We start from the raw sequence: 24,434 nt of genomic DNA, 5'->3' as shown, positions 1-24,434 counted from the left end.
TCATGAGCACTACACGAAGCGGCGCCGGCTTTACCTCACCCCGCAGCGCAAAAAAATTCTTCGCCGGGAAAAATTCCTGCGCCAAACGGAGCGGGGCCGCCTTCAGCGAATCACCACCAGGCGTCCGAACAGGATCTGCTGGCGATAGCCGAGCACCGCCTGCAGCGACTTCAGCGCGGCTTCGGGATCGTCGCTGCGGAAGCTGCCGCTGACCGGCTGGCGGCCGAGCGCGTCGTCGAGCAGGAGAATGCGTCCGGGGTAGTAGCGAGCGAGTTCGTCGAGCACTTCCGCCAGCGGCCGCCGGTAGAAGCTCAGCCAGCCCTGGCGCCAGGCCAGCGCGGCGGCGGCGTCGATGGCCACGGGCCGGCCCAGCCTGCCGTCGGCGAAGCCGACCTGCTGGCCGGCGCCCAGCACTTCCTCGGCGGCGCCCGCGCCCGTGCCGGCGCTCACCGCGACCCGCCCTTGCAGCACGGTGACGCGGGTCTCCCCGGCGCCGCGACGGACCTCGAACTCGGTGCCCAGTACCCGCGCCCGGCCTTCGCCGGCCTCGACCACGAATGGCAGCGTGTCGCGCTTCACCCGCAACGCGGCGGCGCCGCGCAGCAGTTCGACCCGCCGCTGGCCGCCGTCGATACGCACGCGCACCGCGCTGCCGGCGTCCAGGCTCAGGTAGGAGCCATCGGCCAGCTTCCATTCGGCGACCTGTCTCGGCGCGGCGACATAGTCGGCACGCCAGTCCTGCAGCCAGTCGCCGGGCTGCCACCAGCCGCCCAGCCAGAGCATCGCCAGCAGGCAGGCGACGCTGGCCAGCGGGTAGGCCCAGCGCCGCGGGTTGCGCGACGCTCGGCGCGGCCGCAGGTAGGCTTCCAGGGCATCGGCCTCTTCGATGGCCAGGCGGCTCGCCGGTATTTCCGTCAGGCGCCAGAGCGCCTCGGCGCGAGCATAGGCCTCGGCATGCGCCGGCCGCTGCGCCAGCCAGTCCTCGAAGGCCCGCCGGGTCGCCGCATCCGGCGTACCGCGCAGGCGCACCAGCCAGGCCTGGGCGGTCTGCTCGAGGACGGGATCGTAGGGCGCGGCGTCGCTATCGGGTCGGGTCATGGCTGGGCGCTCCTTGCCTGCTCGCCGGCCGGGCCGGCCAGGCTCGCCTTGCAGGCGTCGAGGGCGCGCATCATATGTTTTTCCACGGCGCTTTGGGAAAGCTGCATGGCCTGGGCGATCTCCGCGTAGGTGCGGCCGTGGATGCGATTGAGCAGGAAAATCCGCCGGGTCCGCTCGGGCAGGCCGCGCAAGGCGGCCTCGACCCGGCGCCACTGGTCGCCGGCCTCGAGCGCCTGCTCGGGACCGACCGGCTCGCCCTGGCGCTGCTCCGGCAGCCAATCGTCCAGTTGCCGTTGCCGCGATCCTTCGCCACGCAAGTGGTCGATGGCCAGGTTGCGCGCGCTGCGCAGGAGGTAGCTGCCAAGCTCCTCCACCGGGGCGGCCGGGCGCCGCCAGAAGCGCAGGAACAGTTCCTGGACCAGGTCGGCGGCGGTCGCCCGGCAGCCGACCCAGCGGCTGACCAGGCTTTCCATGCGCTGGCGCTGGGCCAGGAAGGCCTTGAGCAGATCCGCGCGGCGCGCCGCCTCGCCGTCTGCCGGCAAGGCATCCGGGCGCGGGCCGGAGGGAAGGTCGCGGTCGGGCATCGGTGATGGGACGGCTGCACGAAAGCCGGCGCCGGGGCGGCGCCATGGGAATGCTGAGCAGCCCGCAAATGATAATGCTTATCATCAATACCGAGAAGCCGGCGACGACGAAACGCCTTGCGGGTCGCGCGCCGGGTTGCCCGGCGCGCCGCCCTCACTTCACCAGGCGCGCATCCAGGCTGTTCTGCGCCAGGCGCCTGGCCTGCTCCTCGGTCATTCCCAGGCTCTGCTGCAAGGCATGGAAGTTCTCGGTGACATAGCCGCCGAAGTAGGCCGGGTCATCGGAGTTCACCGTCACCTTCACGCCGCGTTCGAGCATGTCGAGGATGGTGTGCTGGCTCATGTCGTCGAACACGCAGAGCTTGGTGTTGGACAGCGGGCAGACGGTCAGCGGGATCTGTTCGTCGATCAGCCGCCGCATCAGCCGCTCGTCCTCGAAGGCGCGCACGCCGTGGTCGATGCGCTCGACCTTGAGCAGGTCGAGGGCTTCCCAGATGTACTCGGGCGGCCCCTCTTCGCCGGCATGGGCGACGGTGAGGAAGCCTTCGCTGCGGGCGCGGTCGAAGACCCGCTGGAACTTGCTCGGCGGATGCCCGACTTCCGAGCTGTCGAGGCCGACGGCGATGAAGGCGTCGCGGAACGGCAGCGCCTGGTCGAGGGTTTTCTGCGCCTGTTCCTCGCTGAGGTGGCGGAGGAAGCTGAGGATCAGCCCATGGCGGATGCCCAGCAGCTTCTCGCCGTCCTGCAGCGCGGCGCGGATGCCGGCGAGCACCACCTCGAAGGGAATGCCGCGATCGGTGTGGGTCTGCGGGTCGAAGAACGGCTCGACGTGGACGACGTTCTGCGCCTTGCACTTCTGCAGGTAGGCCCAGGTCAGGTCGTAGAAGTCCTGCTCGGTGCGCAGCACGTCGGCGCCGGCGTAGTAGAGGTCGAGGAATTCCTGCAGGTTGTTGAAGGCGTAGGCCTTGCGCAGGGTCTCGACGTCGTTCCAGGGCAGGGCGATGCGGTTGCGCTCGGCGAGGGCGAACAGCAGCTCCGGCTCCAGGGTACCTTCCAGGTGCAGGTGCAGTTCGGCCTTGGGCAAGGCGTTGAGCCATTCGTACATGGGGTGGGTTCTCGATCAGGCTGGTCTTTGCCGGCAAGTTTAACCTGTCCCGGGAGTCAGGCCCGAGGGAAACCCGCGAGCCGCTCCCGCGCGCGACGGGCGGCTCAGGCCGTTTCGCCGCGCCGATAGGCATAGGTCTGCGCGAAGCGCGAGGTCAGCCACTCGCCACAGGTGGTCGGCGGATACTTCGGCGGGTTGTCCGCGTCGAAGCAGCCCGGCAGGCAGCGGATCTCGGTGTCCATGTGCGGTTCGGCGAAGAACGGCATGGAGTAGCGATGCACCCCGCGCGGGCTGATCACCCGGTGCGGGGTCGAGCGGTAACGGTCGTTGCTCCAGCGCGCCATCATGTCGCCGATGTTGACCACGAAGGTGCCGTCGATGGGCGGCGCGTCGATCCATTCGCCCTGGCGGTTCTGCACTTGCAGGCCACCGGCGGCGTCCTGGTAGAGCAGGGTCACGCAGCCGTAGTCGGTGTGCGCGCCGGCGCCGGGCTGGTCGGTGCTCTGCCGGGCGGCGGCCGGCGGATAGTGGATCAGGCGGAATACGCTGACCGGCTGCTCGAAGCGGCGGTCGAAGAAGTCCTCCTCGATCCCCAGGGCGATGGCCAGGGCGCGCAGCACGGTACGGGCCAGCGCCAGCATGTCGACATAGTGTCCTTCCAGCAGGGCCTCCCAACCGGGCAGGTCGGGGTGTCGGTTGGGCCCGTAGAAGGACTTGCCGGCGCGCACGTCGGGATGCTCCGCCGGCAGGTGCAGGGCCATGTCGAAGGTCTCCTTGAAGTCGCTGGGCAACGCCGGGTCGAGCTGCTCGGTGGCGATCGCGCCATAGCCGCGATGGTTGCGGCTACGGGTGATATCGATCTTCAGCTTCTCTTCGACGGGCAGCGCGAAGAACTCCCGCGCCGCCGCCAGCAGGGCTTCGAAGCGCGCGGCCGGCAACGGGTGTCCGGCGATGTAGAAGAAGCCCCACTCGCGGCAGGCCTGGTCGATCCGCCGCGCCACGTCGTTCCAGGCGCCACGGTCGGCGCCGTAGAGCGGGGCGATGTCGATGATGGGTAGACGGTCCAATCGCGCTCTCCTCGATGGGCCCTGTACGGAAAGTGCCTGCGCTCGGCGACTTTTTCCATACAAGGCCAGGGCTCACTTCGGCAGGTCGGCCTTGATGCCTTCCACGTAATAGTTCATCGACGCCAGGTCGGCATTGGTCGCGCTGACGCCGGCGGCGAAACGCTCCTTGCCGGACTGGTCGCGGATCGGCCCGGTGAAGGGGTGGAAGGCTCCGCTGCGGATCGACTCGATCAGCCTGCCCGCCTCTTCCCGCACCGGCGCCGGCAGCACCTCCTGGTTCAGCGGCAGGACCACCGTACTCTCGGCCAAGCCGCCCCAGAAGTCCTCGGCTTTCCAGGTGCCGTCCATCACCGCCTGGGCCGAGCGGATATAGTGCGGGCCCCAGTCGTTGACGATCGAGGTGAGCACGGTCTTCGGACCGAAGTGCTGCATGTCCGAGGCGTAGCCCACGGCGTACACCCCGCGACGCTCGGCGGCCTGGATCGGCGCCGGGCTATCGGTGTGCTGGAACACCACGTCGACGCCCTGGTCGATCAGCGCGTTGGCCGCGTCGGCCTCCTTGCCCGGATCGAACCAGGTGCTCACCCACATCACCTTGAGTTCGGCCTGCGGGTCGTATTTGTCCAGCGCCAGTTGGATCGCATTGATGTCGCGGATCACCTCGGGAATCGGAAACGAGGCGATGTAGCCGATCTTGTGGCTGCGGGTCATCTTCGCCGCGAGGAAGCCGCCGACGTAGCGTCCCTCGTAGGAGCGCGACAGGTAGGTGCCGAGGTTCCTGTCGCGCTTGTAGCCGGTGGCGTGCTCGAAGGTCACCTTGGGAAACTGCCGGGCCACCTTGGCGGTGGGGTTCATGTAGCCGAAGGAGGTGGTGAAGACCAGGCCGTAGCCGTCTTTCGCCAGGTTGCGGATAACCCGCTCGGCGTCGGCGCCCTCGGCGACGTTCTCGACGAAGCTGGTCTTCACCTTGTCGCCGAAGTGCTCCACCAGTTCGCGGCGGCCCAGTTCGTGCTGGTAGGTCCAGCCGTGGTCGCCGACCGGGCCGACATAGACGAAGCCGATCTTCAGCGGTTCGGCGGCCTCGGCGGCGAGAGCGCAGGCGCCGAGGCCGAGGACGGCGGCAAGGCGGCGCAGGACGGACATGCGGGATTGCGTGCGACGGTGTTTCATGGATGGGCGTGCTCCGGTGAGTGCAGGGTTGGCCATCGGGCGTGGCTTCGCGTTCAGCCCGCCCGCCGATGCAATTACCTGACCACCCGGACAACTCCGCTCAAGCCCGCGCTTCTGCGTGCCGCGCCATGCCGGCGCGGCTGCAGGACGGTGCAGCGCGCCATCGCTTGGTGCATGCCGGCGCCGCCACGATGGCGCTACCATGGGCGCTGGCTTTCCGTAACAAGGCACGCACGCGATGACCGCGATCTACCTGGCCGGGCCGGACGTCTTCCGCCCCGACGCCGAAGCCCATGGCGAAACCCTCAAGGCGCTCTGCGCCGAGTTCGGTTTCCTCGGCCTCTACCCGCTCGACCACGCCCTGCCCGCCGACATCCGCGAGCCGGCCGCACAGGCCGCCTGGATCTACCGCGCCAATGTCGGCCTGATCGAGCGCGCCGACTGCGTGCTGGCCAACCTCGAACCGTTCCGCGGCAGCGAGCCGGACAGCGGCACCGCCTTCGAAGTGGGCTACGCCCTGGCCCTGGGCAAGCCGGTATATGCCTACCTCAGCGATGCCGGCGCCTACGCCGAGCGCCTCGCCCGGCTGGCGCCGGAATGGCTCGGCGAGCACCCCGGCGAGGACCGCGACGGATGGCAACTGGAGGGTTTCGGCCTGCCATTGAACCTGATGCTGGCGGTGCCTTCGCGGCTGGTCGCCGGCGGCCCGCGCGAGGCCCTGCGACGCCTCGCCGAGGAACTCGGCGGGAACGCCTGAAGCGCCCGCGCCGAGCGCCGGAAGAAGCACGCGAGCCGCCGCCTATCTGCTGACAGGTAGGCGCCGCCTGGCATGTCGCTTGCTGCCCATAATCCCCGGACAACAACGGCCCCCGCGCGGGGCGTCCGGCATCCTGGGGGGAGCACCCGATGAGCCGATCCAACGGTTCCAGCAGCCGTCGTACCTTCTTGCGCCTGGCGGCCCTGCTGCTGCCCGCCGGCGCCCTGCTCGGCAGCCTGCCGGGCGTACGCGCCGCGGCCAGACCGCGGAAACTCTATCTGGCCGGTCCCGACGTGTTCCGCGCCGACGCCGTCGCCCACGGCGAAGCGCTCAAGGCACTGTGCGCACGCTACGGCTTCGAAGGCCTCTACCCGCTGGACAACGCGCTGCCGAAACAGCTCGCCGAGCCGCGCGAACAGGCGGCCTGGATCTACCGCGCCAACATCGGCCTGATCGAACGCGCCGACGCGGTGCTGGCCAACCTGAACTTCTTCCGCGGCGCCGAGCCGGACAGCGGCACCGCCTTCGAGGTCGGCTACGCCACCGCTCTCGGCAAGCCGGTCTATGGCTACGTCGACGACGCCGGCAGCTACGCCGAGCGGATCCGCCGGCACGCCCCGGAGCTGGTCGGCGAGGATCCGACCCGCGACCGCGACGGCATGGCCCTGGAAGAGTTCGGCCTGCCGCTCAACCTGATGCTGGCGGTGCCCGGCAGGATCGTCGTCGGCGACGCCGAGCAGGCTCTCCGGCAACTCGCCGGGCAATCCCGCGGCTGAGTCCGACCCGTCCCACTCCAGGCAAGGACTTCCCATGCGCAAAGCCCTGCTGTGCTGTGCCGCCCCGCTGTGCGCGGCCGCCGCCTTCGGCGCCGAAAACAACGACGAGAACGCCGCCCGCGAAGGGCTCTGGAACAACCTGCACGTCTACCGCGCGTTCAACCAGCGCGGCGGCCCCTACCTGACCGACGACAGCTACCTGGAATGGGAGTTCGGCGGCCGCAAGGGGGTGCTCGACCTGTACGGCTACATCGACTACAAGAACCTCTTCGACGACGCCAGCTCGGACGTACCCGACGGCGAGAACTGGTTCGTCGACATCGAGCCGCGTCTCTCCATCGACCGCCTGCTCGGCCGCGACTTCTCCATCGGCCCGATCCGCGAATGGTTCGTCGCCTTCGACTACTACTACGCCGACGCGCGCCAGGGACCGGGGCTGAACGTGCTGTGGTCGGGCATCGGCACCAACACCGAGCTGCCCTGGCTGGGTACGGTGGGGCTCAATCTCTACGCGCGCTACATCGACAAGAACTACGGCGCGTCCAACGAGAACGCCTGGGACGGCTACGTCGCCCACATGAACTGGTTCAAGCCGCTGGCGCAGTTCGGCGGCAAGCGCTTCATCGCCTTCCAGGGCTTCTTCGACTACGAGTTCGGCTCGAAGCTGCCCGACAAGGACGATGCCTTCGAGCGCGAATACCGTACCGATAACGGCTTCCAGGCCTACCTCGGGCTCTGGTATCACACCGAACACTGGAAGTTCGGCTACGGCGCCAAGGTCTACCGCAACATGACCCAGTGGCGCGACGGCGAGCAACTGGACGGACGCCGCACCGACTCCAGCGGGATCGGCCACTACTTCAACGTCGGCTACGCGTTCTGAGCGCGGCGCCCACGCCGGGCGCCGCGGGAAGCCCGCTCAGGGCAGGCGGGCGATACGCTCGGTGAGCAGGTCGAAGAACCCCTGGGCATCGCCCTCGTTGATCCACTCGACGTTGGCCGGCTGCTTGAGGCCGCCGTACCAGTCGGCCACGGTCTGGCCGAAGGTGATGCCCTCGCGGCTGTCGACCTGCACGTTGATCCGCTTGCCCTTGAACAGCGAGGGCTTGAGCAGGTAGGCGACCACCGTGGCGTCGTGCACCGGGCCGCCCTTCAGGCCGTAGTACTTGATGTCGTACTGGACGTAGGCGTCGAGGATGTCGGCGACGGTCTTGCCGGCTCGGTTGCCGAGGTTGCGCAGCTTGGCGATGCGCTCGGGGCTGGTGAGGATCTTGTGGGTCACGTCGAGCGGCAGCATGGTGATCGGCGCCCCGCTCTTGAGCACGATTTCCGCCGCGTGGGGGTCGGCGAAGATATTGAATTCGGCGGCCGGGGTGATGTTGCCGCCGTTGAAGTGGGCGCCGCCCATGATCACGATCTCGCGGATGCCCTTGACGATGTCCGGGGCCTGGGTCAGGGCCAGCGCGAGGTTGGTCTCCGGGCCGAGCATGGCCAGGGTCACGCTCTTCTCCGGCGCCGCGCGCAGGGTACGGATCAGGTAGTCCACCGCGTTGCCTTCGGCCAGCGGCTGCTTCGGCTCATGCACCTCGACGCCGGTGATGCCTTCGCTGCCGTGTACGTCGGCGGCGTAGATCGGCGTGCGCAGCAGCGGCCGCGGGGCGCCGGCGTAGACCGGGATATCCGGGCGCTTGCCCCACTCGCGGGCCAGCCGGGCGTTGCGCGCGGTCTTTGCCAGCGGCACGTTGCCGGCGACGGTGGTCAGCGCCTGGATCTTCAGCTCCTTCGGCGAGGCCATGGCGAACAGCAGGGCGATCACGTCGTCGGCGCCCGGGTCGGTGTCGATGATCAGGGTCCGCGGCGATTGCGCCGCCGCCGTTTCGGCAGCGGACAGAGGAAGGCTGGCGGGCATCAGCAGGGAGAGTCCTAGCAGAAGGCTGCAAAAGCGATTGCGGGGGCGGGCGGCGCGGGACATGGTCGGCTCCTGGTGGGGGATGCCGAAGTCTAGCCGGTTGCAGGCCAGGCGCCGACCTATGCGAACCGACAGAGGAAGCCTGGCGCCTCCTCCGTCGGCGCCCGCCTCACCCGGCGATCAGGGCGCTCGCCGCCTCGCGGTGGCGGGCGATCAGGGCGGCCAGGTCGAGCCCTTCCACGGCACCGTCGACCACTCGCCAGGCGCCGCCGACCATTACCCGGTCGGCACGGTCGGCAGCGCATAGCAGCAGCGCCGAGAGCGGGTCGTGGCTACCCGAGAAGCGCAGCTCGTCGAGCTTGAACAAGGCCAGGTCGGCCTGCTTGCCGGGGGCCAGCTCGCCGATGTCGCTGCGTCCGAGCAGGCGTGCCGAGCCACGGGTGGCCCAGCCCAGGGCGAGTTCCGGGGTGATCCGCTCGGCGCCGTAGCGCAGGCGTTGCAGGTACAGGGCCTGGCGCGCCTCGAGGATCATGTTCGAGGCGTCGTTGGAGGCCGAACCATCGACTCCCAGGCCAATCGGCGCGCCGGCCGCCTCCAGCTCCACGGTCGGGCAGATGCCCGAGGCCAGGCGCATGTTCGAACTCGGGCAATGGCAGATACCGGTGCCCGCCTCGCCGAGCCGGCGGATCTCCTCGGCGTTGAAGTGGATGCCGTGGGCCAGCCAGGTGCGCGGGCCGAGCCAGCCGACGCTGTCCAGGTAGTCCACGGTGCGCAGGCCGAAGCGCTGCAGGCAGAAGTCTTCCTCGTCGAGGGTCTCCGCCAGGTGGGTGTGCAGGCGTACGTCATGGCGCGCCGCCAGTTCGGCGCTGGCGCGCATGATCTCCGGAGTCACCGAGAACGGCGAGCAGGGCGCCAGGGCGATCTGCACCCGGGCGCCTTCGCCGCGCTGGTGGTAGCGAGCGATCAGTCGCTCGCTGTCGGCGAGGATGGTCTCGGCTTCCTGCACCGTCTGCTGCGGCGGCAAGCCGCCGTCCTTCTCGCCGAGGCTCATCGAGCCGCGGGTGAGCATGGCGCGCATGCCCAGTTCCTCGACCACCCCGGCCTGCACGTCGATGGCCTGTTCGAGGCCGCCGGGGAACAGGTAGTGGTGGTCGGCGGCAGTGGTGCAGCCGGACAGCAGCAGCTCGGCCAGCGCCACCTTGGTGGCCAGTTCGAGCTTCTCCGGGGTCAGCCGCGCCCAGACCGGATAGAGGGTCTTCAGCCAGGGGAACAGCGGCTGGTTGACCACCGGCGCCCAGGCGCGGGTAAGGGTCTGGTAGAAGTGGTGATGGGTGTTGATGAGTCCCGGCAAGACCACGTGCCGGCTGGCGTCGAACTGGCTGGCGCAGGGCTGCGCGGGCTGCTGGCCGGCGCCGAGCAGCTCGACGATGCGGCCGTCTTCGACGACCAGGCCGCCGGCGGCGTCGAGACCGTTGGCGGTGAAGATGGCGAGGGGGTTGCGAATCCAGGTGCGGGACATGTGCGGACCTTCGTCGGATCGGCGGGCCGGCGCGAACGCTGCCGGCCCTCGGTTGATGAGAGCCAGCTCAGTGTTCACCCTGTCTGCTGATCCAGGTCCGCGGGGCGACGGGACGCCGCGCGCGTGGCGATATCCTACAAGGGATTGTCGGAGAGGTGTAAGGCTTTCCTCCCGGCGGCAGCCGGGCGCGGTTTGATGGGGGTCAACGGACGACCTCCGGCAGGGGCATAGAGTGGGGGACTGCATAGCTGAAAACGTAGAACGGAAGGAGCCCCGCATGAGCGAAGAACCCACTGTCACTCCCCCCTCCCCCGAGCAACCCGCCGCGCAGCCGGCCAAGCCGGCCCGGCCAGCCGCCCGCCGCGCCCCACGCAAGCCGGCGACCCGCCGCCCGCGGGTGGCCAGCCCGGCGCAGAAAGCCCGCGAGGAGATCCAGGCGATCAGCCAGAAGCCGGTGGCCCTGCAGGTCGCCAGCGCGCCCCACGGCAGCAGCGAGGACAGCACCTCGGCGAGCCTGCCGGCGAACTATCCCTATCACACGCGGATGCGCCGTAACGAGTACGAGAAAGCCAAGCACGACCTGCAGATCGAACTGCTCAAGGTGCAGAGCTGGGTGAAGGAGACCGGCCAGCGCGTGGTGGTCCTGTTCGAAGGCCGCGACGCCGCCGGCAAGGGCGGTACCATCAAGCGCTTCATGGAGCACCTGAACCCGCGCGGCGCGCGGATCGTAGCCCTGGAGAAACCCTCCTCCCAGGAGCAGGGCCAGTGGTATTTCCAGCGCTACATCCAGCACCTGCCCACCGCCGGCGAGATGGTCTTCTTCGACCGCTCCTGGTACAACCGCGCCGGCGTCGAGCGGGTCATGGGCTTCTGTTCGCCACTGCAATACCTGGAGTTCATGCGCCAGGCCCCCGAGCTGGAGCGCATGCTGAGCAACAGCGGCATCCTGCTGTTCAAGTACTGGTTCTCGGTGAGCCGCGAGGAGCAACTGCGGCGCTTCATCTCGCGCCGCGACGATCCGCTCAAGCACTGGAAGCTGTCGCCCATCGACATCAAGTCTCTGGACAAATGGGACGACTACACCGCCGCCAAGCAGGCGATGTTCTTCCATACCGACACCGCCGACGCGCCGTGGACGGTCATCAAGTCCGACGACAAGAAGCGCGCGCGACTCAACTGCATCCGCCACTTCCTGCACTCGCTGGACTACCCGGACAAGGACCGGCGCATCGCCCATGAGCCGGACCCGTTGCTGGTGGGGCCGGCCTCGCGGGTGATCGAGGAGGACGAGAAGGTCTACGCCGAGGCGGCCGCCGCGCCGGGCCACGCGAACCTGGATATCCCGGCCTGAGGCGGGCGGTCGCGCCAACGAAAACGCCCGGGGCGCTTTCGCGCTCCGGGCGTCCCTGGTTCGACGGTCGCTGGCCGGGTCACTCCGGCGCGGAGGTCCGGATCAGGTGGTCGAAGGCGCTCAGCGAAGCCTTGGCGCCCTCGCCCACGGCGATCACGATCTGCTTGTACGGCACCGTGGTCACGTCGCCGGCGGCGAAGATGCCGGGCAGCGAGGTCTCGCCACGGGCGTCGACGATGATCTCGCCACGCGGCGACAGCTCGACGCTACCCTTGAGCCACTCGGTGTTGGGCAGCAGACCGATCTGCACGAAGATGCCTTCCAGCTCGATCGACTTGAACTCCTCGGAGTTGCGGTCCTTGTACACCAGGCCGGTGACCTTCTGGCCGTCGCCCTTCACTTCGCTGGTCAGGGCACTGGTGATCACCTCGACGTTCGGCAGGCTGTAGAGCTTGCGTTGCAGCACGGCATCGGCGCGCAACTTGCTGTCGAATTCCAGCAGGGTCACATGGGCGACGATGCCGGCCAGGTCGATGGCCGCCTCGACGCCAGAGTTGCCGCCGCCGATCACCGCCACGCGCTTGCCCTTGAACAGCGGGCCGTCGCAGTGCGGGCAGAAGCACACGCCCTTGGCCTTGTATTCCTGCTCGCCGGGCACGCCCATTTCGCGCCAGCGAGCGCCGGTGGCGAGGATCAGGGTCTTGGCCTTGAGGCTGCCGCCGCTCTCGAACTGCACCTCGTGCAACTCGCCGGTGTTCTTCGCCGGAACCAGCTTGCTGGCGCGCTGCAGGTTCATGATGTCGACCTCGTAGTGACGCACGTGCTCTTCCAGCGCCCGCGCCAGCTTCGGCCCTTCGGTCTCCTGCACCGAGATGAAGTTCTCGATGGCCATGGTGTCCAGCACCTGGCCGCCGAAGCGCTCGGCGGCGACGCCGGTGCGAATGCCCTTGCGCGCGGCGTAGATCGCCGCCGCGGCTCCGGCCGGGCCACCGCCGACCACCAGCACGTCGAAGGCGTCGCGGGCGGTCAGCTTCTCGGCGTCGCGGGCGGCGGCGCCGGTGTCGATCTTGGCGAGGATCTCTTCCACGCCCATGCGGCCCTGGCCGAAGACTTCGCCGTTGAGGTAGATGCTCGGCACCGACATGATCTGGCGCGCCTCGACCTCATCCTGGAACAGCGCGCCGTCGATGGCGACGTGACGGATGTTCGGGTTGAGCACGGCCATCAGGTTCAGCGCCTGGACCACGTCCGGGCAGTTCTGGCAGGACAGCGAGAAGTAGGTTTCGAACTCGAAGGTGCCCTCGATGCCCTTGACCTGCTCGATCACGTCCGCGTCGAGCTTGGAGGGGTGGCCGCCTACCTGCAGCAGGGCCAGCACCAGCGAGGTGAATTCGTGGCCCATGGGGATACCGGCGAAGCGCAGGCCGATGTCCGCACCGGGGCGGTTCAGCGAGAACGACGGTTTGCGCGCATCGCTGCCGTCGGTCTTCAGGGTGATCTTGTCGGTCAGGCCGACGATGTCTTGCAGCAGGCCCAGCAGCTCGCGGGATTTGTCGCTGTCATCGAGGGACGCGACGATCTCGAACGGCTGGCTGACCTTTTCCAGGTAGGCCTTCAACTGGGTTTTAAGATTGGCGTCCAACATGGTTCAGCTCCTCGAAATTCGGGCAAACGTATCCCCGGCGGATGGGACATCCGCCCTGCACGGCGCGTTGGCTGGGTGAAGGGCGGACGATCCGCGAGGGATCGTCCGCCGGAGAGGCTGGCGGCGAATGCCGCCGGCGCGGTCTTAGATCTTGCCGACCAGGTCCAGGGACGGAGCGAGGGTCTTCTCCCCTTCCTTCCACTTGGCCGGGCAGACTTCGCCCGGGTGGGCGGCGGTGTACTGGGCGGCCTTCAGCTTGCGCACGGTCTCGCCGACGTCACGGGCGATCTCGTTGGAGTGGATCTCGACGGTCTTGATCACGCCTTCCGGGTTGATCACGAAGGTACCGCGCAGGGCCAGGCCTTCTTCCGGGATGTGCACGCCGAAGGCGTTGGTCAGCTGGTGGGTCGGGTCGCCGATCAGCGGGAACTGGGCCTTGCCGACGGCCGGGGAGGTTTCGTGCCAGACCTTGTGCGAGAAGTGGGTGTCGGTGGTCACGATGTAGACCTCGGCACCGGCTTTCTGGAACTCGCCGTAGTTGTTGGCGGCGTCTTCGATCTCGGTCGGGCAGTTGAAGGTGAAGGCAGCCGGCATGAAGATCAGGACCGACCACTTGCCCTTCAGGGATTCCTCGGTCACCTCGATGAACTTGCCGTTGTGGAAAGCGTTGACCTTGAACGGTTGGACTTGAGTGTTGATCAGGGACATCAGTCGTTCCTCTCTCAGTTGAATGGGGTGTTTCAAATCGACTGGGAGAATCTTAACGGGGTTCGGCAAAAATGCCCCATTGATTTAGGCCATCAGTGAAATTATCTAAATCTATCGAAGAATATATAAATAGTTAAAACAACTAATCGAAGAACCTGCCCTCGTCAGTGCCCGGCCTTCCACGGCTGGCCCAGGGAAACCGGGGCATACAGCCGGGTGCGCAGGGCATCGCGGGAGAGCAGGACCAGCACCAGGATGGTCGCCGCATAGGGCAGCATCGCCAGCAGGTTGGCCGGAATCGACAGCCCGATCCCCTGGGCCACCAGGTGCAGGATGCTGGCCAGGCCGAACAACCAGGCACCGAGCAGCACGCGGAACACCCGCCAACTGGCGAAGACCACCAGCGCCAGGGCGATCCAGCCACGTCCGGCGGTCATGTTCTCCGCCCACATCGGCGTGTAGGCCAGCGACAGGTAGGCACCGGCCAGGCCGGCCATGGCGCCGCCGAAGAGCACCGCCAGGGTGCGCACGCGCAGCACCGGAAGGCCCATCGCGCTGGCCGCGTCGGGGTTCTCGCCGACCGCCTGGAGAACCAGCCCGGCGCGGCTGCGCAGGAGCATCCAGGCGACCGCGGCGAACAGCGCCAGGCTCAGGTAGACCAGCGCGTCCTGGGCGAACAGCATGCGCCCGAGCAGCGGCAACTCGCCCAGCACCGGCAGCGCCAGCGGGGCGAACCCTTGCAGCGGCTTGCCGACCCAGGCGGCGCCGACGAACGACGACAGGCCGACGCCGAAGATGGTCAGCGCCAGGCCGCAGGCCACCTGGTTGGCGTTCAGGTACAGGGCGACCCCGGCGAACAGCGCCGCCAGCAGCATGCCGGCGAGCACCGCGAGGAGCACGCCGAGCCACAGGCTGCCGCTGGAGAAGGCGACCATGAAGCCGATCACCGCGCCGAACAGCATCATCCCCTCCTGGCCCAGGTTGAGCACCCCGCTTCTCTCGCAGACCAGTTCGCCCAGCGCCACCAGCAGCAGCGGAGTACCGGTGCGGACCATGGCGAACAGCAGGTTGTCGAGCAGATCGATATCCATCGTGGTTCCTCGGCGGTTCGGCTCAGGCCAGGGCGTCGCGCAGCGCCGGGCGCTTGCGCCAGCGTCCGTGCAAACGTGGGCGGTAGAGGATCAGCACGTCGCAGGCGAGGAGGAAGAACAGCATCATCCCCTGGAACAGCCCGGTCAGCGCCAACGGCAGGTTGAGGCTCATCTGCGCGGCCTCGCCGCCGAGGTAGAGCAACGCCATCAGCAGGCTGGCGCAGAGGATGCCGAAGGGATTGAGACGGCCGAGGAAGGCCACGGTGATCGCCGCATAGCCGTAGCCCGGCGAGACCTGCGGCACCAGTTGGCCGATCGGCCCGGCGACCTCGCAGACGCCGGCCAGACCTGCCAGCGCGCCGGAGAACAGCAGCACGAACCAGACCAGGCGCTTCTCGCGGAAACCGACGAAACCGGCGGCGCGGCGGTCGAGGCCGAGCACGCGGACCTGGAAACCGAGGAAGCTGCGCTGCGCCAGCACCCAGACCGCCGCCAGCGCCAGCAGGCCGAACAATGCGCCAAGGTGCACCCGGCTGTCCTCGAACAGCGCCGGCAGGCGGCTGGCCTCGCCGAACAGCGCCGACTGCGGGAAGTTGAAGCCATCCGGGTCCTTCAACGGCCCGTGCACGCCGTACAGCAGCAGGTTCAGCGCGATGTAGTTGAGCATGATGGTGGTCAGGATCTCGTTGGCGTTGAAGCGCGTTCGCAGCCAGGCGGCGAACCCGGCCCAGAGCGCCCCGGCAGCGGTGCCGGCGAGCAGCACCCAGGCCAGTGCCCAGCGGCTCTGCCAGTCGAGCAACTGGATCGCCACCGCGCTGCCGGCCAGGGCGCCGACCAGCAACTGGCCCTCCGCGCCGATGTTCCACACGCGCGCCTGGTAGGCCAGCGCCAGGCCGAGGGCACAGAGCAGGATCGGCATGGCCTTGACCAGCAGCTCGCCGAGCCCATAGAGGTCGCTGACCGGCTGTACCAGCACGGTATGCAGGGTCTGCCACGGATCGTGGCCGAGACAGGCGAACAGCAGCGCGCCGCAGACCAGGGTCAGCAGCCCCGCCAGCAGCGGAGAGGCCAGCAGCATCCAGCGTGACTGTCGGCCGCGCGGTTCCAGGGACAACAGCATCACAGGCTCCCTTGGGCAACGGCGCCGGCGACTGCCGCCGGCGCCTCGAATTGACCGGCCATCCAGCCGCCGACCTGCTGCGGCGAAGCGCTCGCGGTGGCGACCGCCGGGCACAGCCGACCCGAACACAGCGCGGCGATGCGGTCGCTGAGCAGGAACAGCTCGTCGAGGTCCTCGGAGACCACCAGGATCGCCGTACCGGCATCGCGCAAGGCGATCAGCGCGCGGTGGATCAGCGCCGCCGCGCCGACGTCCACGCCCCAGGTGGGATGCGCCGCCACCAGCAGGCGCGGGGCCTGGAGGATCTCGCGGCCGAGGATGAACTTCTGCAGGTTGCCGCCGGAAAGGCTGCGTGCCGGCGCCCCGGCACCCGGGGCCTTCACGGCGAAACGGCGGATGATCTCCTCGGCCAGCGCCAGCACCTTGCGCCGCCGGACCAACCCGCGCCTCACCAGGCCCTGCTGGAAGGCGGTGAGCAGCGCATTGTCCGCCAGGCTCATCTCCGGCACCGCGCCGTGCCCCAGCCGCTCGGCGGGCACGAAGGCCTGGCCGGCGCGGCGCCGCGCATCCGGCGCCAGGTGCGCGCCGGCGCAGCCGCCGAGGCGGATGCGCTCGGCCTGGGCGCGCGGCAGGCGCACTTCGCCGCTGAGCAGGGCAAGCAACTCGTCCTGGCCGTTGCCGGCGACCCCGGCGATACCGAGGATCTCGCCGCTGCGCACCTCCAGGTCGAGGCCGGCGAAGGACACGCCGAAGGGGTCCGGGTTGCGCCAGTGCAGGTCGCGCACCTGGAGGAAAGGCGCGCCGCCGGTGACCTTCGGATACTCCGCCGCCAGGCCCTCGGCGTCGCCCACCATCAGCCGCGCCAGCTCGAGATCGGAACATTGCGCCGGCACGCACTGTCCGGCCACCCGTCCGCCGCGCAGCACCGTGGCGCGCTGGCAGAGCGCACGGACCTCGGCCAGCTTGTGGCTGATGAAGAGGACACTGCAACCCTCCTCCGCAAGACGGCGCAGGGTGACGAAGAGATCCTCGGCCTCGCGCGGGGTCAGCACCGAGGTCGGCTCGTCGAGGATCAGCAGGCGGATGTCCTGCATCAGGCAGCGCACGATTTCCACCCGCTGGCGCTCGCCGATGGACAGCCCATGGACCAGCCGGCGAGGCTCCAGCGGCATGCCGTAGCGCTGCGACACCTCGCGAATACGCGCCTCCAACCGGCGCGGGCTGCCCGCCTCGGCGCCGAGGGCGAGCGCGATGTTCTCCGCCACGCTGAGCGTCTCGAACAGGGAGAAATGCTGGAACACCATGCCGATCCCCAGCGCCCGGGCGCGAGCCGGGTCGCGCACCTGCACCGGCTCGCCCTGCCAGCGGATCTCGCCGGCATCGGGACGGGTCACGCCGTAGATGATCTTCATCAGCGTGCTCTTGCCGGCGCCGTTCTCACCGAGCAGGGCGTGGATCTCGCCGGCGTCGATGCACAGGTCGATGCGGTCGTTGGCCAGGCAACCCGGATAGCGCTTGCTGATCCCGCGCAGTTCGAGGCGCGGCGGCGCGAAGGAGGTAGGTGCGGACATGGCGGACCCGGTCGGTTGCTCGACGATGCCACGGCCGGTGCAAATACCTGGCCAGGAGGTCAGGAAAGCCCTGGAACGCGGCTTGCGCCGGGAGCCAAGGGCCAGGCTGCCGCGCCGAGCGGCACCAAGCCGGAGCACGCCTGGGACGCCGCGGCACATTTGCGGGCAACCCTGCGGCGCACCCGCGTGAGCATTTGTCGCAAAACAGTCATCACCACCTTGCTCACAGAGTTATCCACAGCGTGTCGGGAGCCCATCCGGGACCTTGGGAAGCCTCCCGCTCCGACCGTCCCGGCAATTTTCGCAACATCGGCGCTGGACAGAAAACAGCCAACCCGGCAGGTCATGAGCACGACCTGGCAAGGCATTTTCTCCAACACTTTGCCAACAGCTTTATCCACAAGATATCGACAGCCGTTCGGAGGAACCCGGCAGAACGACCTCTCCCGGCCAAGCCATGGCTCGGCCGAATCCCTGGGGCAGCCCCGGCGGCCCGCTTCCGGCACAGTTTGCCAACAGCTTTTCCACAGGAAACCCGCGGAACGGGAATGCCCGTGAAAATGTCTCCAGGACTTCCTCTTTAGACGCCAGGAAGCCCATGAATACTGGGTTTTCCGGCTTTCCAGGAAAGTCCGCGGCGATCGACGGAAGCATGCTCGGCGGCGCCATGGGTGGATCCGCTGTCCACAGTTTCGCGATGCACCGTCGTGGCGCATTCCACAGCGCTTTTTCCCTGGCTCTTTCGCCAATCGGGAGAAATCCTGCGGCCCCGTCCAATGCCTTTCCCCCGACCGCCGAAGGCATTTTTTCAACGGGGAATGCGAACAGCTTTTCCACAGACAAACCCACAGAAGCGCCAGTTGCCGACCGGGCATTTCGCAAGGCGGATTCAAGGTGCCGGAACGCTTTCCGCGGATCGCCTGCCGGAAGCCAGATGGGCACATCCCGCAATGGCTCGTGCAATCTTGCCGCACACGCGCTACACACAGACTTATCCACAGCATGCGCACAGTGCATAATGGCGGAAGCGAGATCACGCGCCAAAGACGGGATATTTCCGTCGATTTCCCGGACTAAAGAGGCGAAAGCGCCGTTCCGGCAGCAGAGGAGATGAACGATGCAGTACCTGCTGGCAACTTCGTCCCCCCACTTATCCTGCACTCCGACCACGGCGGGAGCGCGATGAGCAGTTCAGCCCATCGCGGGCGGATCCTGCATTTCCTCGGCGACCCGGCGAAGCTCGGCGACAAGGCCTGGGAGTATTTCGAGGACGGCCTGCTGTGGATCGAACACGGCCACGTGCGCGCGCTCGATCACGCAGCCTACCTGCTGCCACAACTGCCCGCCGACCTGCCGCTGGAGGAACATCCGCAGCGCCTGCTGCTGCCCGGCTTCGTCGACTGCCATGTGCATTACCCGCAACTCGGAGTGATCGCCTCCTACGGCACCCAACTGCTGGACTGGCTGGAAACCCACACCTTTCCCGCCGAGCAGCGCTTTGCCGATGCCGGCTACGCCGCCGCCCAGGCCGAGCTGTTCCTCGACGAACTGCTGCGCCACGGCACCACTACCGCGCTGGTGTTCGGCACGGTCCATGCGGTATCCGCCGAGGCATTCTTCCAGGCCGCGCAGAAGCGCCGCCTGCGGATGATCGCCGGCAAGGTTCTGATGGACCGCAACGCGCCGCCGGCGCTGTGCGATACCGCGGCCAGTGGCTACGCCGAGAGCCGCGCGCTGATCGAGCGCTGGCACGGCAACGGGCGCCTGCAATACGCGGTCACCCCGCGCTTCGCGCCGACCTCCTCGCCCGAGCAACTGGCCGCGGCGGCGCGCCTGCTGGACGAGTATCCCGGCGTCTACCTGCACACCCATCTTTCGGAGAACCTCAAGGAAGTCGCCTGGGTCGGCGAGCTGTTTCCCCAGGCGCAGGACTACCTGGACGTCTATCATCGCGCCGGCCTGGTCGGCGAACGCAGCGTGTTCGCCCATGGCATCCATCTCTCCGAACGCGAATGCCGCTGCCTGGCGCACAAGAACGCGGCGCTGGCGCACTGTCCCAGTTCCAACCTGTTCATCGGCTCCGGCCTGTTCGACCTTGGCCGCGCCCAGCAATACGGCATCCGCGTCGGCATCGGTAGCGACGTCGGCGGCGGCACCAGCCTGTCGCTGCTGGCCAACCTCGCCGACGCCTACAAGATCCAGCAATTGCGCGGCACCAGCCTCGATCCGTTCCAGGCGCTCTACCTGGCCACCCTCGGCGGCGCCAGGGCGCTCGACCTGGACGGCCTGGTCGGTAACTTCCTGCCCGGCCGCGAGGCCGACTTCGTCGCTCTCGACCTGGCCGCCACGCCGATGATCGCCCAGCGCATGGAGCATGCGCGCGGCCTGGCCGATACCCTGTTCGTGCTGAACACCCTGGGCGACGACCGCGCGGTGGCGGAGACCTGGGTGATGGGGGAGCGGCGCCATGCGAAGGGGTGAGAGCCTCTTTCCCGCATTGGCTCGGCCCGTCGCTGCATGCCACCTCCTCGCGCTGTTAGAGAAAAGGCACCGTTCGGCGGACGGCCGAAGCTCGCGTCACTCAATCCGCGCCCTCACGACACCGCCACCGCCTCCAGGAACCGTTCCAGCACCAGGTTCGGCCGGCGTCCCTTGCGGGTCACGATGGTCAGCGCGATGGCGTAGTGGAAACGCTCCGGCAGCAGGGGCCGCAGCATCCCGGCGGCGACCCAGTCGGCGGCGTAGTGCGACGGCAGGTAGCCGATGAAGTTGCCGGTCAGGATCAGGAACGCCATGCCCTCGCGGTCCGAGGCGCTGGCACTGTTGTTCAGTTCCTGGTGGCGCGCCTGGGCTTCGGCGGGCAGGCGGTAGCTGGGCGCCACGGCGTCCGCGGCGAGCACCTCGTCCACCGCGATATCGCCGTCGGCGCGCTCGAACAGTGCGTGGCCGCGGCTGCAATAGAGCTGCGCGTGCTCGTCATACAGCGGCAGGTACTCGAGCCCCGACAGCGGACTGATCAACGGCACCACGCCGACATGCAGGTGGCCGTCGAGCACGCCCAGTTCGATCTCGTTGGGGGTGGTCATGCCGATGTTGATCCGCACCTGCGGTCCCTGCCCCTTGAGCGCGCTGAGAGCGTGGGTGATGCGCATCTGCGGCAGGGTCACCAGGTTGTTGATGATGCCGATGTTGAGTTCGCCGCGCAGGTGCTGGTGCAGGTCGTTGACCTCGGCGCGGAACCCCTCCAGCGCCGCCAGCAGGGTCTGGGTCGCGCGATAGACCTCGCGGCCCTCGTCGGTCAGGGCGAAGCCGGCGCGGCCGCGCTGGCACAGGCGCATGCCCAGGCGCTTCTCCAGGTCGCCCATGTGCAGGCTGATCGCCGAGCGGCTGAGGCCGAGAGTGCTCTCGGCGGCGGAGAAACTGCCGCACTCGACGATGGTCTTGAAGATGCGCAGCAGGCGGATATCGAAATCGCTGACCTGGCCGAGCGACGGGTTGCGGGATTTGGCCATTATTGTTTTACCCAGTCGAAACTAAACGTTAGAAGAATAAGCTTTATCTAACCTTTCGTCAGGGCCAAGCTTGATCCAACGCTCCGCCGCCGCGTGCGCGGAACCTTCCAACAAGAAAGCCCGAGGATCGAACGATGAACCAGCCGCTCAACGTGGCCCCGCCGGTTTCCAGCGAACTCAACCTGCGCGCCCACTGGATGCCCTTCTCCGCCAACCGCAACTTCCAGAAGGACCCGCGGATCATCGTCGCCGCCGAAGGCAGCTGGCTGACCGACGACAAGGGCCGCAAGGTCTACGACAGCCTGTCCGGCCTGTGGACCTGCGGCGCCGGCCACTCGCGCAAGGAAATCCAGGAGGCGGTGGCTCGCCAGCTCGGCACCCTCGACTACTCGCCGGGCTTCCAGTACGGCCATCCGCTGTCCTTCCAGTTGGCCGAGAAGATCGCCGGGTTGCTGCCAGGCGAACTGAACCACGTGTTCTTCACCGGTTCCGGCTCCGAGTGCGCCGACACCTCGATCAAGATGGCCCGCGCCTACTGGCGCCTGAAAGGCCAGCCGCAGAAGACCAAGCTGATCGGCCGCGCCCGCGGCTACCACGGGGTCAACGTCGCCGGCACCAGCCTCGGCGGGATCGGCGGCAACCGCAAGATGTTCGGCCAGTTGATGGACGTCGACCACCTGCCGCACACCCTGCAACCGGGCATGGCGTTCACCCGCGGGATGGCCCAGACCGGCGGCGTCGAGCTGGCCAACGAGCTGCTCAAGCTGATCGAGCTGCACGACGCCTCGAACATCGCCGCGGTGATCGTCGAGCCGATGTCCGGCTCCGCCGGCGTACTGGTACCGCCGGTCGGCTACCTGCAGCGCCTGCGCGAGATCTGCGACCAGCACAACATCCTGCTGATCTTCGACGAGGTGATCACCGCCTTCGGCCGCCTGGGCACCTACAGCGGCGCCGAGTACTTCGGCGTCACCCCGGACCTGATGAACGTCGCCAAGCAGGTCACCAACGGCGCCGTGCCGATGGGCGCGGTGATCGCCAGCAGCGAGATCTACGACACCTTCATGAACCAGGCGCTGCCCGAGCACGCGGTGGAGTTCAGCCACGGCTACACCTACTCCGCGCACCCGGTCGCCTGCGCCGCCGGCCTCGCCGCGCTGGACATCCTGGCCAGGGACAACCTGGTGCAGCAGTCCGCCGAGCTGGCGCCGCACTTCGAGAAGGGCCTGCACGGCCTGCAAGGCGCGAAGAACGTCATCGACATCCGCAACTGCGGCCTGGCCGGCGCGATCCAGATCGCCCCGCGCGACGGCGATCCGACCGTGCGTCCGTTCGAGGCCGGCATGAAGCTCTGGCAACAGGGTTTCTACGTGCGCTTCGGCGGCGATACCCTGCAATTCGGCCCGACCTTCAACGCCAGGCCGGAAGAGCTGGACCGCCTGTTCGACGCGGTCGGCGAAGCGCTCAACGGCATCGCCTGATGAGCGGCCGCCCGCAAGCCGTACCCACCGTGCAGGTGGACAACGCCGAGGTGATCGTGACCGAATGGCGCTTCGCCCCCGGCGCGGAAACCGGGCGCCACCGCCACGGCCACGACTATGTGGTGGTACCGCTGACCGACGGCACGCTGCTGCTGGAAACCCCAGAGGGCGACCGTCACGCGCCGCTGGTCGCCGGACAGGCCTACTTCCGCAAGGCCGGCGTCGAGCACAACGTGATCAACGCCAGCGCACACGAAGTGGTCTTCGTCGAGACCGAGATCAAGTAATCCGCACCCGCTCCCCAGGGAGCGGGTAAAGGGAAAGGGCCACGGCCCTTTCGTCACCCCTAGCGAAGAGAGAACAAGACAAGATGGGCACCCTCCACCACCTGATCAACGGCGAAATGGTCGCCGACAACGGCCGCAGCGCCGACGTCTTCAACCCCTCCACCGGCGAAGCCATCCACAAGGTCCCGCTGGCCGACGGCAAGACCCTGCAGAAAGCCATCGATGCCGCCAAGGCCGCTTTCCCGGCCTGGCGCAACACCCCGCCGGCCAAGCGTGCACAGGTGCTGTACCGCTTCAAGCAACTGCTGGAGCAGAACGAGGCGCGGATTTCCAAGCTGATCAGCGAAGAGCACGGCAAGACCCTGGAAGACGCCGCCGGCGAACTCAAGCGCGGCATCGAGAACGTCGAGTACGCCTGCGCCGCCCCGGAAATCCTCAAGGGCGAGTACAGCCGCAACGTCGGCCCGAACATCGACGCCTGGAGCGACTTCCAGCCGATCGGCGTGGTCGCCGGGATCACCCCGTTCAACTTCCCGGCGATGGTGCCGCTGTGGATGTACCCGCTGGCCATCGCCTGCGGCAACACCTTCATCCTCAAGCCCTCCGAGCGCGACCCCAGCTCCACCCTGCTGATCGCCGAGCTGTTCCACGAAGCCGGCCTGCCGAAGGGCGTGCTGAACGTGGTGCACGGCGACAAGGAAGCCGTGGACGGCCTGCTCCAGGCGCCGGAAGTGAAAGCCATCAGCTTCGTCGGCTCGACCCCCATCGCCGAATACATCTATGCCGAGGGCACCAAGCGCGGCAAGCGCGTGCAGGCCCTGGGCGGCGCGAAGAACCATGCGGTGCTGATGCCCGACGCCGACCTCGACAACGCCGTCAGCGCGCTGATGGGTGCCGCCTACGGCTCCTGCGGCGAGCGCTGCATGGCGATCTCGGTGGCGGTATGCGTCGGCGACCAGGTGGCCGACGCGCTGATCGCCAAGCTGGTTCCGCAGATCAAGGCGCTGAAGATCGGCGCCGGCACTTCCTGCGGCCTCGACATGGGCCCGCTGGTCACTGCCGCCGCGCAGGCCAAGGTCACCGGCTACATCGACAGCGGCGTGGCCCAGGGTGCGGAGCTGGTGGTGGACGGCCGCGGCTACCAGGTCGCCGGCCACGAGAACGGCTTCTTCCTCGGCGGCAGCCTGTTCGACCGGGTGACCCCGGAAATGACCATCTACAAGGAAGAGATCTTCGGCCCGGTGCTGTGCGTGGTTCGCGTCAACAGCCTGGAAGAGGCCATGCAGTTGATCAACGACCACGAATACGGCAACGGCACCTGCATCTTCACTCGCGACGGCGAGGCCGCCCGCCTGTTCTGCGACGAGATCGAGGTCGGCATGGTCGGCGTCAACGTCCCGCTGCCGGTGCCGGTGGCCTACCACAGCTTCGGCGGCTGGAAGCGCTCGCTGTTCGGCGACCTCCACGCCTACGGCCCGGACGGCGTGCGCTTCTACACCCGGCGCAAGGCCATCACCCAGCGCTGGCCGCAGCGGGCCAGCCACGAGGCCTCGCAATTCGCCTTCCCCAGCCTCTGAAGGCTGACGACAACAGGCATGGTCGGTAACGACCATGCCTTTTTTCTTTTTCCGCAATCAGGAGTCCGCAACGTTCCACCGCCGTGAAACCTCACCCACGGCCGCA

At 68.1% G+C, this 24,434-nt stretch carries 21 protein-coding genes; 8 read left to right on the top strand and 13 right to left on the bottom strand.

Going from position 1 to position 24,434, the window contains the following annotated elements; translation table 11 throughout:
- Positions 1-102: 102 nt before the first annotated feature.
- The 5 genes from VQ065_RS00940 to VQ065_RS00920 form a co-directional block, all read right to left on the bottom strand.
- A complete protein-coding gene (locus tag VQ065_RS00940; RefSeq protein WP_023098419.1) occupies positions 103-1,098 on the bottom strand; it encodes a FecR family protein in 996 nt (331 codons plus the stop codon).
- Complete coding sequence (locus tag VQ065_RS00935; RefSeq protein WP_003112642.1) at positions 1,095-1,640, bottom strand: RNA polymerase sigma factor; 546 nt, start codon at positions 1,638-1,640, stop codon at positions 1,095-1,097. Before VQ065_RS00935 ends, VQ065_RS00940 begins: the two co-directional genes overlap by 4 nt.
- A gap of 196 nt (positions 1,641-1,836) precedes the next feature.
- The gene (locus VQ065_RS00930) at positions 1,837-2,787 is read right to left on the bottom strand and encodes an adenosine deaminase (protein ID WP_003083850.1); all 951 of its coding nucleotides are present in this window, start codon (positions 2,785-2,787) and stop codon (positions 1,837-1,839) included.
- 104 nt (positions 2,788-2,891) lie between these two features.
- Entirely contained in the window at positions 2,892-3,854 is a 963-nt protein-coding gene (locus VQ065_RS00925; RefSeq protein ID WP_003083846.1) for an isopenicillin N synthase family dioxygenase, read from the bottom strand.
- 72 nt (positions 3,855-3,926) lie between these two features.
- Positions 3,927-5,024: a BMP family ABC transporter substrate-binding protein gene (locus tag VQ065_RS00920; RefSeq protein WP_003083844.1), complete on the bottom strand. Its 1,098-nt coding sequence runs from the start codon at positions 5,022-5,024 to the stop codon at positions 3,927-3,929.
- Between the two features lie 238 nt (positions 5,025-5,262).
- On the opposite strand from VQ065_RS00920, the gene VQ065_RS00915 reads away from it, so the two are divergent.
- The 3 genes from VQ065_RS00915 to VQ065_RS00905 all read left to right on the top strand — a co-directional run bounded on the left by VQ065_RS00915 (position 5,263) and on the right by VQ065_RS00905 (position 7,440).
- Positions 5,263-5,781 (top strand): nucleoside 2-deoxyribosyltransferase, encoded by a 519-nt coding sequence (locus tag VQ065_RS00915; protein ID WP_003083842.1) that lies wholly within the window; start codon positions 5,263-5,265, stop codon positions 5,779-5,781.
- Between the two features lie 149 nt (positions 5,782-5,930).
- On the top strand, positions 5,931-6,557 hold the full coding sequence (locus VQ065_RS00910) for a nucleoside 2-deoxyribosyltransferase (protein WP_003083840.1): 627 nt from the start codon (positions 5,931-5,933) through the stop codon (positions 6,555-6,557).
- Between the two features lie 34 nt (positions 6,558-6,591).
- Entirely contained in the window at positions 6,592-7,440 is an 849-nt protein-coding gene (locus tag VQ065_RS00905) for a nucleoside-specific channel-forming Tsx family protein (protein WP_003083838.1), read from the top strand.
- A gap of 36 nt (positions 7,441-7,476) precedes the next feature.
- On the opposite strand, the gene VQ065_RS00900 is transcribed toward VQ065_RS00905, so the two are convergent.
- Complete coding sequence (locus VQ065_RS00900; RefSeq protein ID WP_003083836.1) at positions 7,477-8,529, bottom strand: nucleoside hydrolase; 1,053 nt, start codon at positions 8,527-8,529, stop codon at positions 7,477-7,479.
- A gap of 106 nt (positions 8,530-8,635) precedes the next feature.
- Positions 8,636-9,985, bottom strand: a complete 1,350-nt coding sequence (locus VQ065_RS00895) for an 8-oxoguanine deaminase (RefSeq protein WP_003083834.1) — start codon at positions 9,983-9,985, stop codon at positions 8,636-8,638.
- A 454-nt stretch (positions 9,986-10,439) separates the two neighbouring features.
- Here VQ065_RS00895 and ppk2 point away from each other — a divergent pair, with 454 nt between their 5' ends.
- Positions 10,440-11,336, top strand: a complete 897-nt coding sequence (gene ppk2 / locus VQ065_RS00890; protein ID WP_003128346.1) for a polyphosphate kinase 2 — start codon at positions 10,440-10,442, stop codon at positions 11,334-11,336.
- A 79-nt stretch (positions 11,337-11,415) separates the two neighbouring features.
- Here the strand turns inward: ppk2 and ahpF are convergent, their stop codons facing one another.
- The 5 genes from ahpF to VQ065_RS00865 form a co-directional block, all read right to left on the bottom strand.
- Positions 11,416-12,981 (bottom strand): alkyl hydroperoxide reductase subunit F, encoded by a 1,566-nt coding sequence (gene ahpF / locus VQ065_RS00885; RefSeq protein ID WP_003083830.1) that lies wholly within the window; start codon positions 12,979-12,981, stop codon positions 11,416-11,418.
- A 144-nt stretch (positions 12,982-13,125) separates the two neighbouring features.
- Positions 13,126-13,689 (bottom strand): alkyl hydroperoxide reductase subunit C, encoded by a 564-nt coding sequence (gene ahpC / locus VQ065_RS00880; RefSeq protein WP_003083828.1) that lies wholly within the window; start codon positions 13,687-13,689, stop codon positions 13,126-13,128.
- Positions 13,690-13,853: 164 nt separating this feature from the next.
- On the bottom strand, positions 13,854-14,780 hold the full coding sequence (locus VQ065_RS00875) for an ABC transporter permease (protein ID WP_003083821.1): 927 nt from the start codon (positions 14,778-14,780) through the stop codon (positions 13,854-13,856).
- Positions 14,781-14,802: 22 nt separating this feature from the next.
- Positions 14,803-15,900, bottom strand: coding sequence for an ABC transporter permease (locus tag VQ065_RS00870; protein ID WP_003083816.1), 1,098 nt, complete (start codon positions 15,898-15,900; stop codon positions 14,803-14,805).
- Complete coding sequence (locus VQ065_RS00865) at positions 15,900-17,471, bottom strand: ABC transporter ATP-binding protein (protein ID WP_014603469.1); 1,572 nt, start codon at positions 17,469-17,471, stop codon at positions 15,900-15,902. Before VQ065_RS00865 ends, VQ065_RS00870 begins: the two co-directional genes overlap by 1 nt.
- Positions 17,472-18,581: 1,110 nt before the next feature.
- On the opposite strand from VQ065_RS00865, the gene guaD reads away from it, so the two are divergent.
- Positions 18,582-19,952, top strand: a complete 1,371-nt coding sequence (guaD, locus tag VQ065_RS00860) for a guanine deaminase (RefSeq protein WP_003128340.1) — start codon at positions 18,582-18,584, stop codon at positions 19,950-19,952.
- Positions 19,953-20,065: 113 nt separating this feature from the next.
- On the opposite strand, the gene bauR is transcribed toward guaD, so the two are convergent.
- Positions 20,066-20,983, bottom strand: coding sequence for an HTH-type transcriptional activator BauR (gene bauR, locus VQ065_RS00855; protein ID WP_003083805.1), 918 nt, complete (start codon positions 20,981-20,983; stop codon positions 20,066-20,068).
- Between the two features lie 134 nt (positions 20,984-21,117).
- Between bauR and bauA the strand changes: the two genes are divergently transcribed.
- The 3 genes from bauA (at position 21,118) to VQ065_RS00840 (ending at position 24,328) form a co-directional block, all read left to right on the top strand.
- On the top strand, positions 21,118-22,464 hold the full coding sequence (gene bauA, locus VQ065_RS00850) for a beta-alanine--pyruvate aminotransferase (RefSeq protein WP_003083801.1): 1,347 nt from the start codon (positions 21,118-21,120) through the stop codon (positions 22,462-22,464).
- Positions 22,464-22,751 (top strand): beta-alanine degradation protein BauB, encoded by a 288-nt coding sequence (bauB, locus tag VQ065_RS00845; RefSeq protein WP_003083790.1) that lies wholly within the window; start codon positions 22,464-22,466, stop codon positions 22,749-22,751. The genes bauA and bauB overlap by 1 nt, the downstream gene beginning before the upstream one ends.
- Before the next feature lie 83 nt (positions 22,752-22,834).
- The gene (locus VQ065_RS00840) at positions 22,835-24,328 is read left to right on the top strand and encodes a CoA-acylating methylmalonate-semialdehyde dehydrogenase (protein WP_003083788.1); all 1,494 of its coding nucleotides are present in this window, start codon (positions 22,835-22,837) and stop codon (positions 24,326-24,328) included.
- The last annotated feature ends 106 nt before the right edge of the window (positions 24,329-24,434 follow it).

Origin of the sequence: Pseudomonas sp. KBN10P06128 (assembly GCF_037574945.1) — a bacterium.
GTDB lineage: Bacteria > Pseudomonadota > Gammaproteobacteria > Pseudomonadales > Pseudomonadaceae > Pseudomonas > Pseudomonas aeruginosa.
The sequence above is the reverse complement of the archived record's forward strand: the minus strand, read 5'-3'. Positions and strand labels throughout refer to the sequence as shown.

Excerpts from the sequence above, each read along its gene's own strand:
- VQ065_RS00940 (WP_023098419.1), bottom strand. The coding sequence starts at position 1,098 with ATGACCCGACCCGATAGCGACGCCGCGCCCTACGATCCCGTCCTCGAG.
- VQ065_RS00930 (WP_003083850.1), bottom strand. The coding sequence starts at position 2,787 with ATGTACGAATGGCTCAACGCCTTGCCCAAGGCCGAACTGCACCTGCAC.
- VQ065_RS00920 (WP_003083844.1), bottom strand. The coding sequence starts at position 5,024 with ATGAAACACCGTCGCACGCAATCCCGCATGTCCGTCCTGCGCCGCCTT.
- VQ065_RS00915 (WP_003083842.1), top strand. The coding sequence starts at position 5,263 with ATGACCGCGATCTACCTGGCCGGGCCGGACGTCTTCCGCCCCGACGCC.
- VQ065_RS00910 (WP_003083840.1), top strand. The coding sequence starts at position 5,931 with ATGAGCCGATCCAACGGTTCCAGCAGCCGTCGTACCTTCTTGCGCCTG.
- VQ065_RS00905 (WP_003083838.1), top strand. The coding sequence starts at position 6,592 with ATGCGCAAAGCCCTGCTGTGCTGTGCCGCCCCGCTGTGCGCGGCCGCC.
- VQ065_RS00900 (WP_003083836.1), bottom strand. The coding sequence starts at position 8,529 with ATGTCCCGCGCCGCCCGCCCCCGCAATCGCTTTTGCAGCCTTCTGCTA.
- VQ065_RS00895 (WP_003083834.1), bottom strand. The coding sequence starts at position 9,985 with ATGTCCCGCACCTGGATTCGCAACCCCCTCGCCATCTTCACCGCCAAC.
- ahpF (WP_003083830.1), bottom strand. The coding sequence starts at position 12,981 with ATGTTGGACGCCAATCTTAAAACCCAGTTGAAGGCCTACCTGGAAAAG.
- ahpC (WP_003083828.1), bottom strand. The coding sequence starts at position 13,689 with ATGTCCCTGATCAACACTCAAGTCCAACCGTTCAAGGTCAACGCTTTC.
- VQ065_RS00875 (WP_003083821.1), bottom strand. The coding sequence starts at position 14,780 with ATGGATATCGATCTGCTCGACAACCTGCTGTTCGCCATGGTCCGCACC.
- VQ065_RS00870 (WP_003083816.1), bottom strand. The coding sequence starts at position 15,900 with ATGCTGTTGTCCCTGGAACCGCGCGGCCGACAGTCACGCTGGATGCTG.
- VQ065_RS00865 (WP_014603469.1), bottom strand. The coding sequence starts at position 17,471 with ATGTCCGCACCTACCTCCTTCGCGCCGCCGCGCCTCGAACTGCGCGGG.
- guaD (WP_003128340.1), top strand. The coding sequence starts at position 18,582 with ATGAACGATGCAGTACCTGCTGGCAACTTCGTCCCCCCACTTATCCTG.
- bauR (WP_003083805.1), bottom strand. The coding sequence starts at position 20,983 with ATGGCCAAATCCCGCAACCCGTCGCTCGGCCAGGTCAGCGATTTCGAT.
- bauA (WP_003083801.1), top strand. The coding sequence starts at position 21,118 with ATGAACCAGCCGCTCAACGTGGCCCCGCCGGTTTCCAGCGAACTCAAC.
- bauB (WP_003083790.1), top strand. The coding sequence starts at position 22,464 with ATGAGCGGCCGCCCGCAAGCCGTACCCACCGTGCAGGTGGACAACGCC.
- VQ065_RS00840 (WP_003083788.1), top strand. The coding sequence starts at position 22,835 with ATGGGCACCCTCCACCACCTGATCAACGGCGAAATGGTCGCCGACAAC.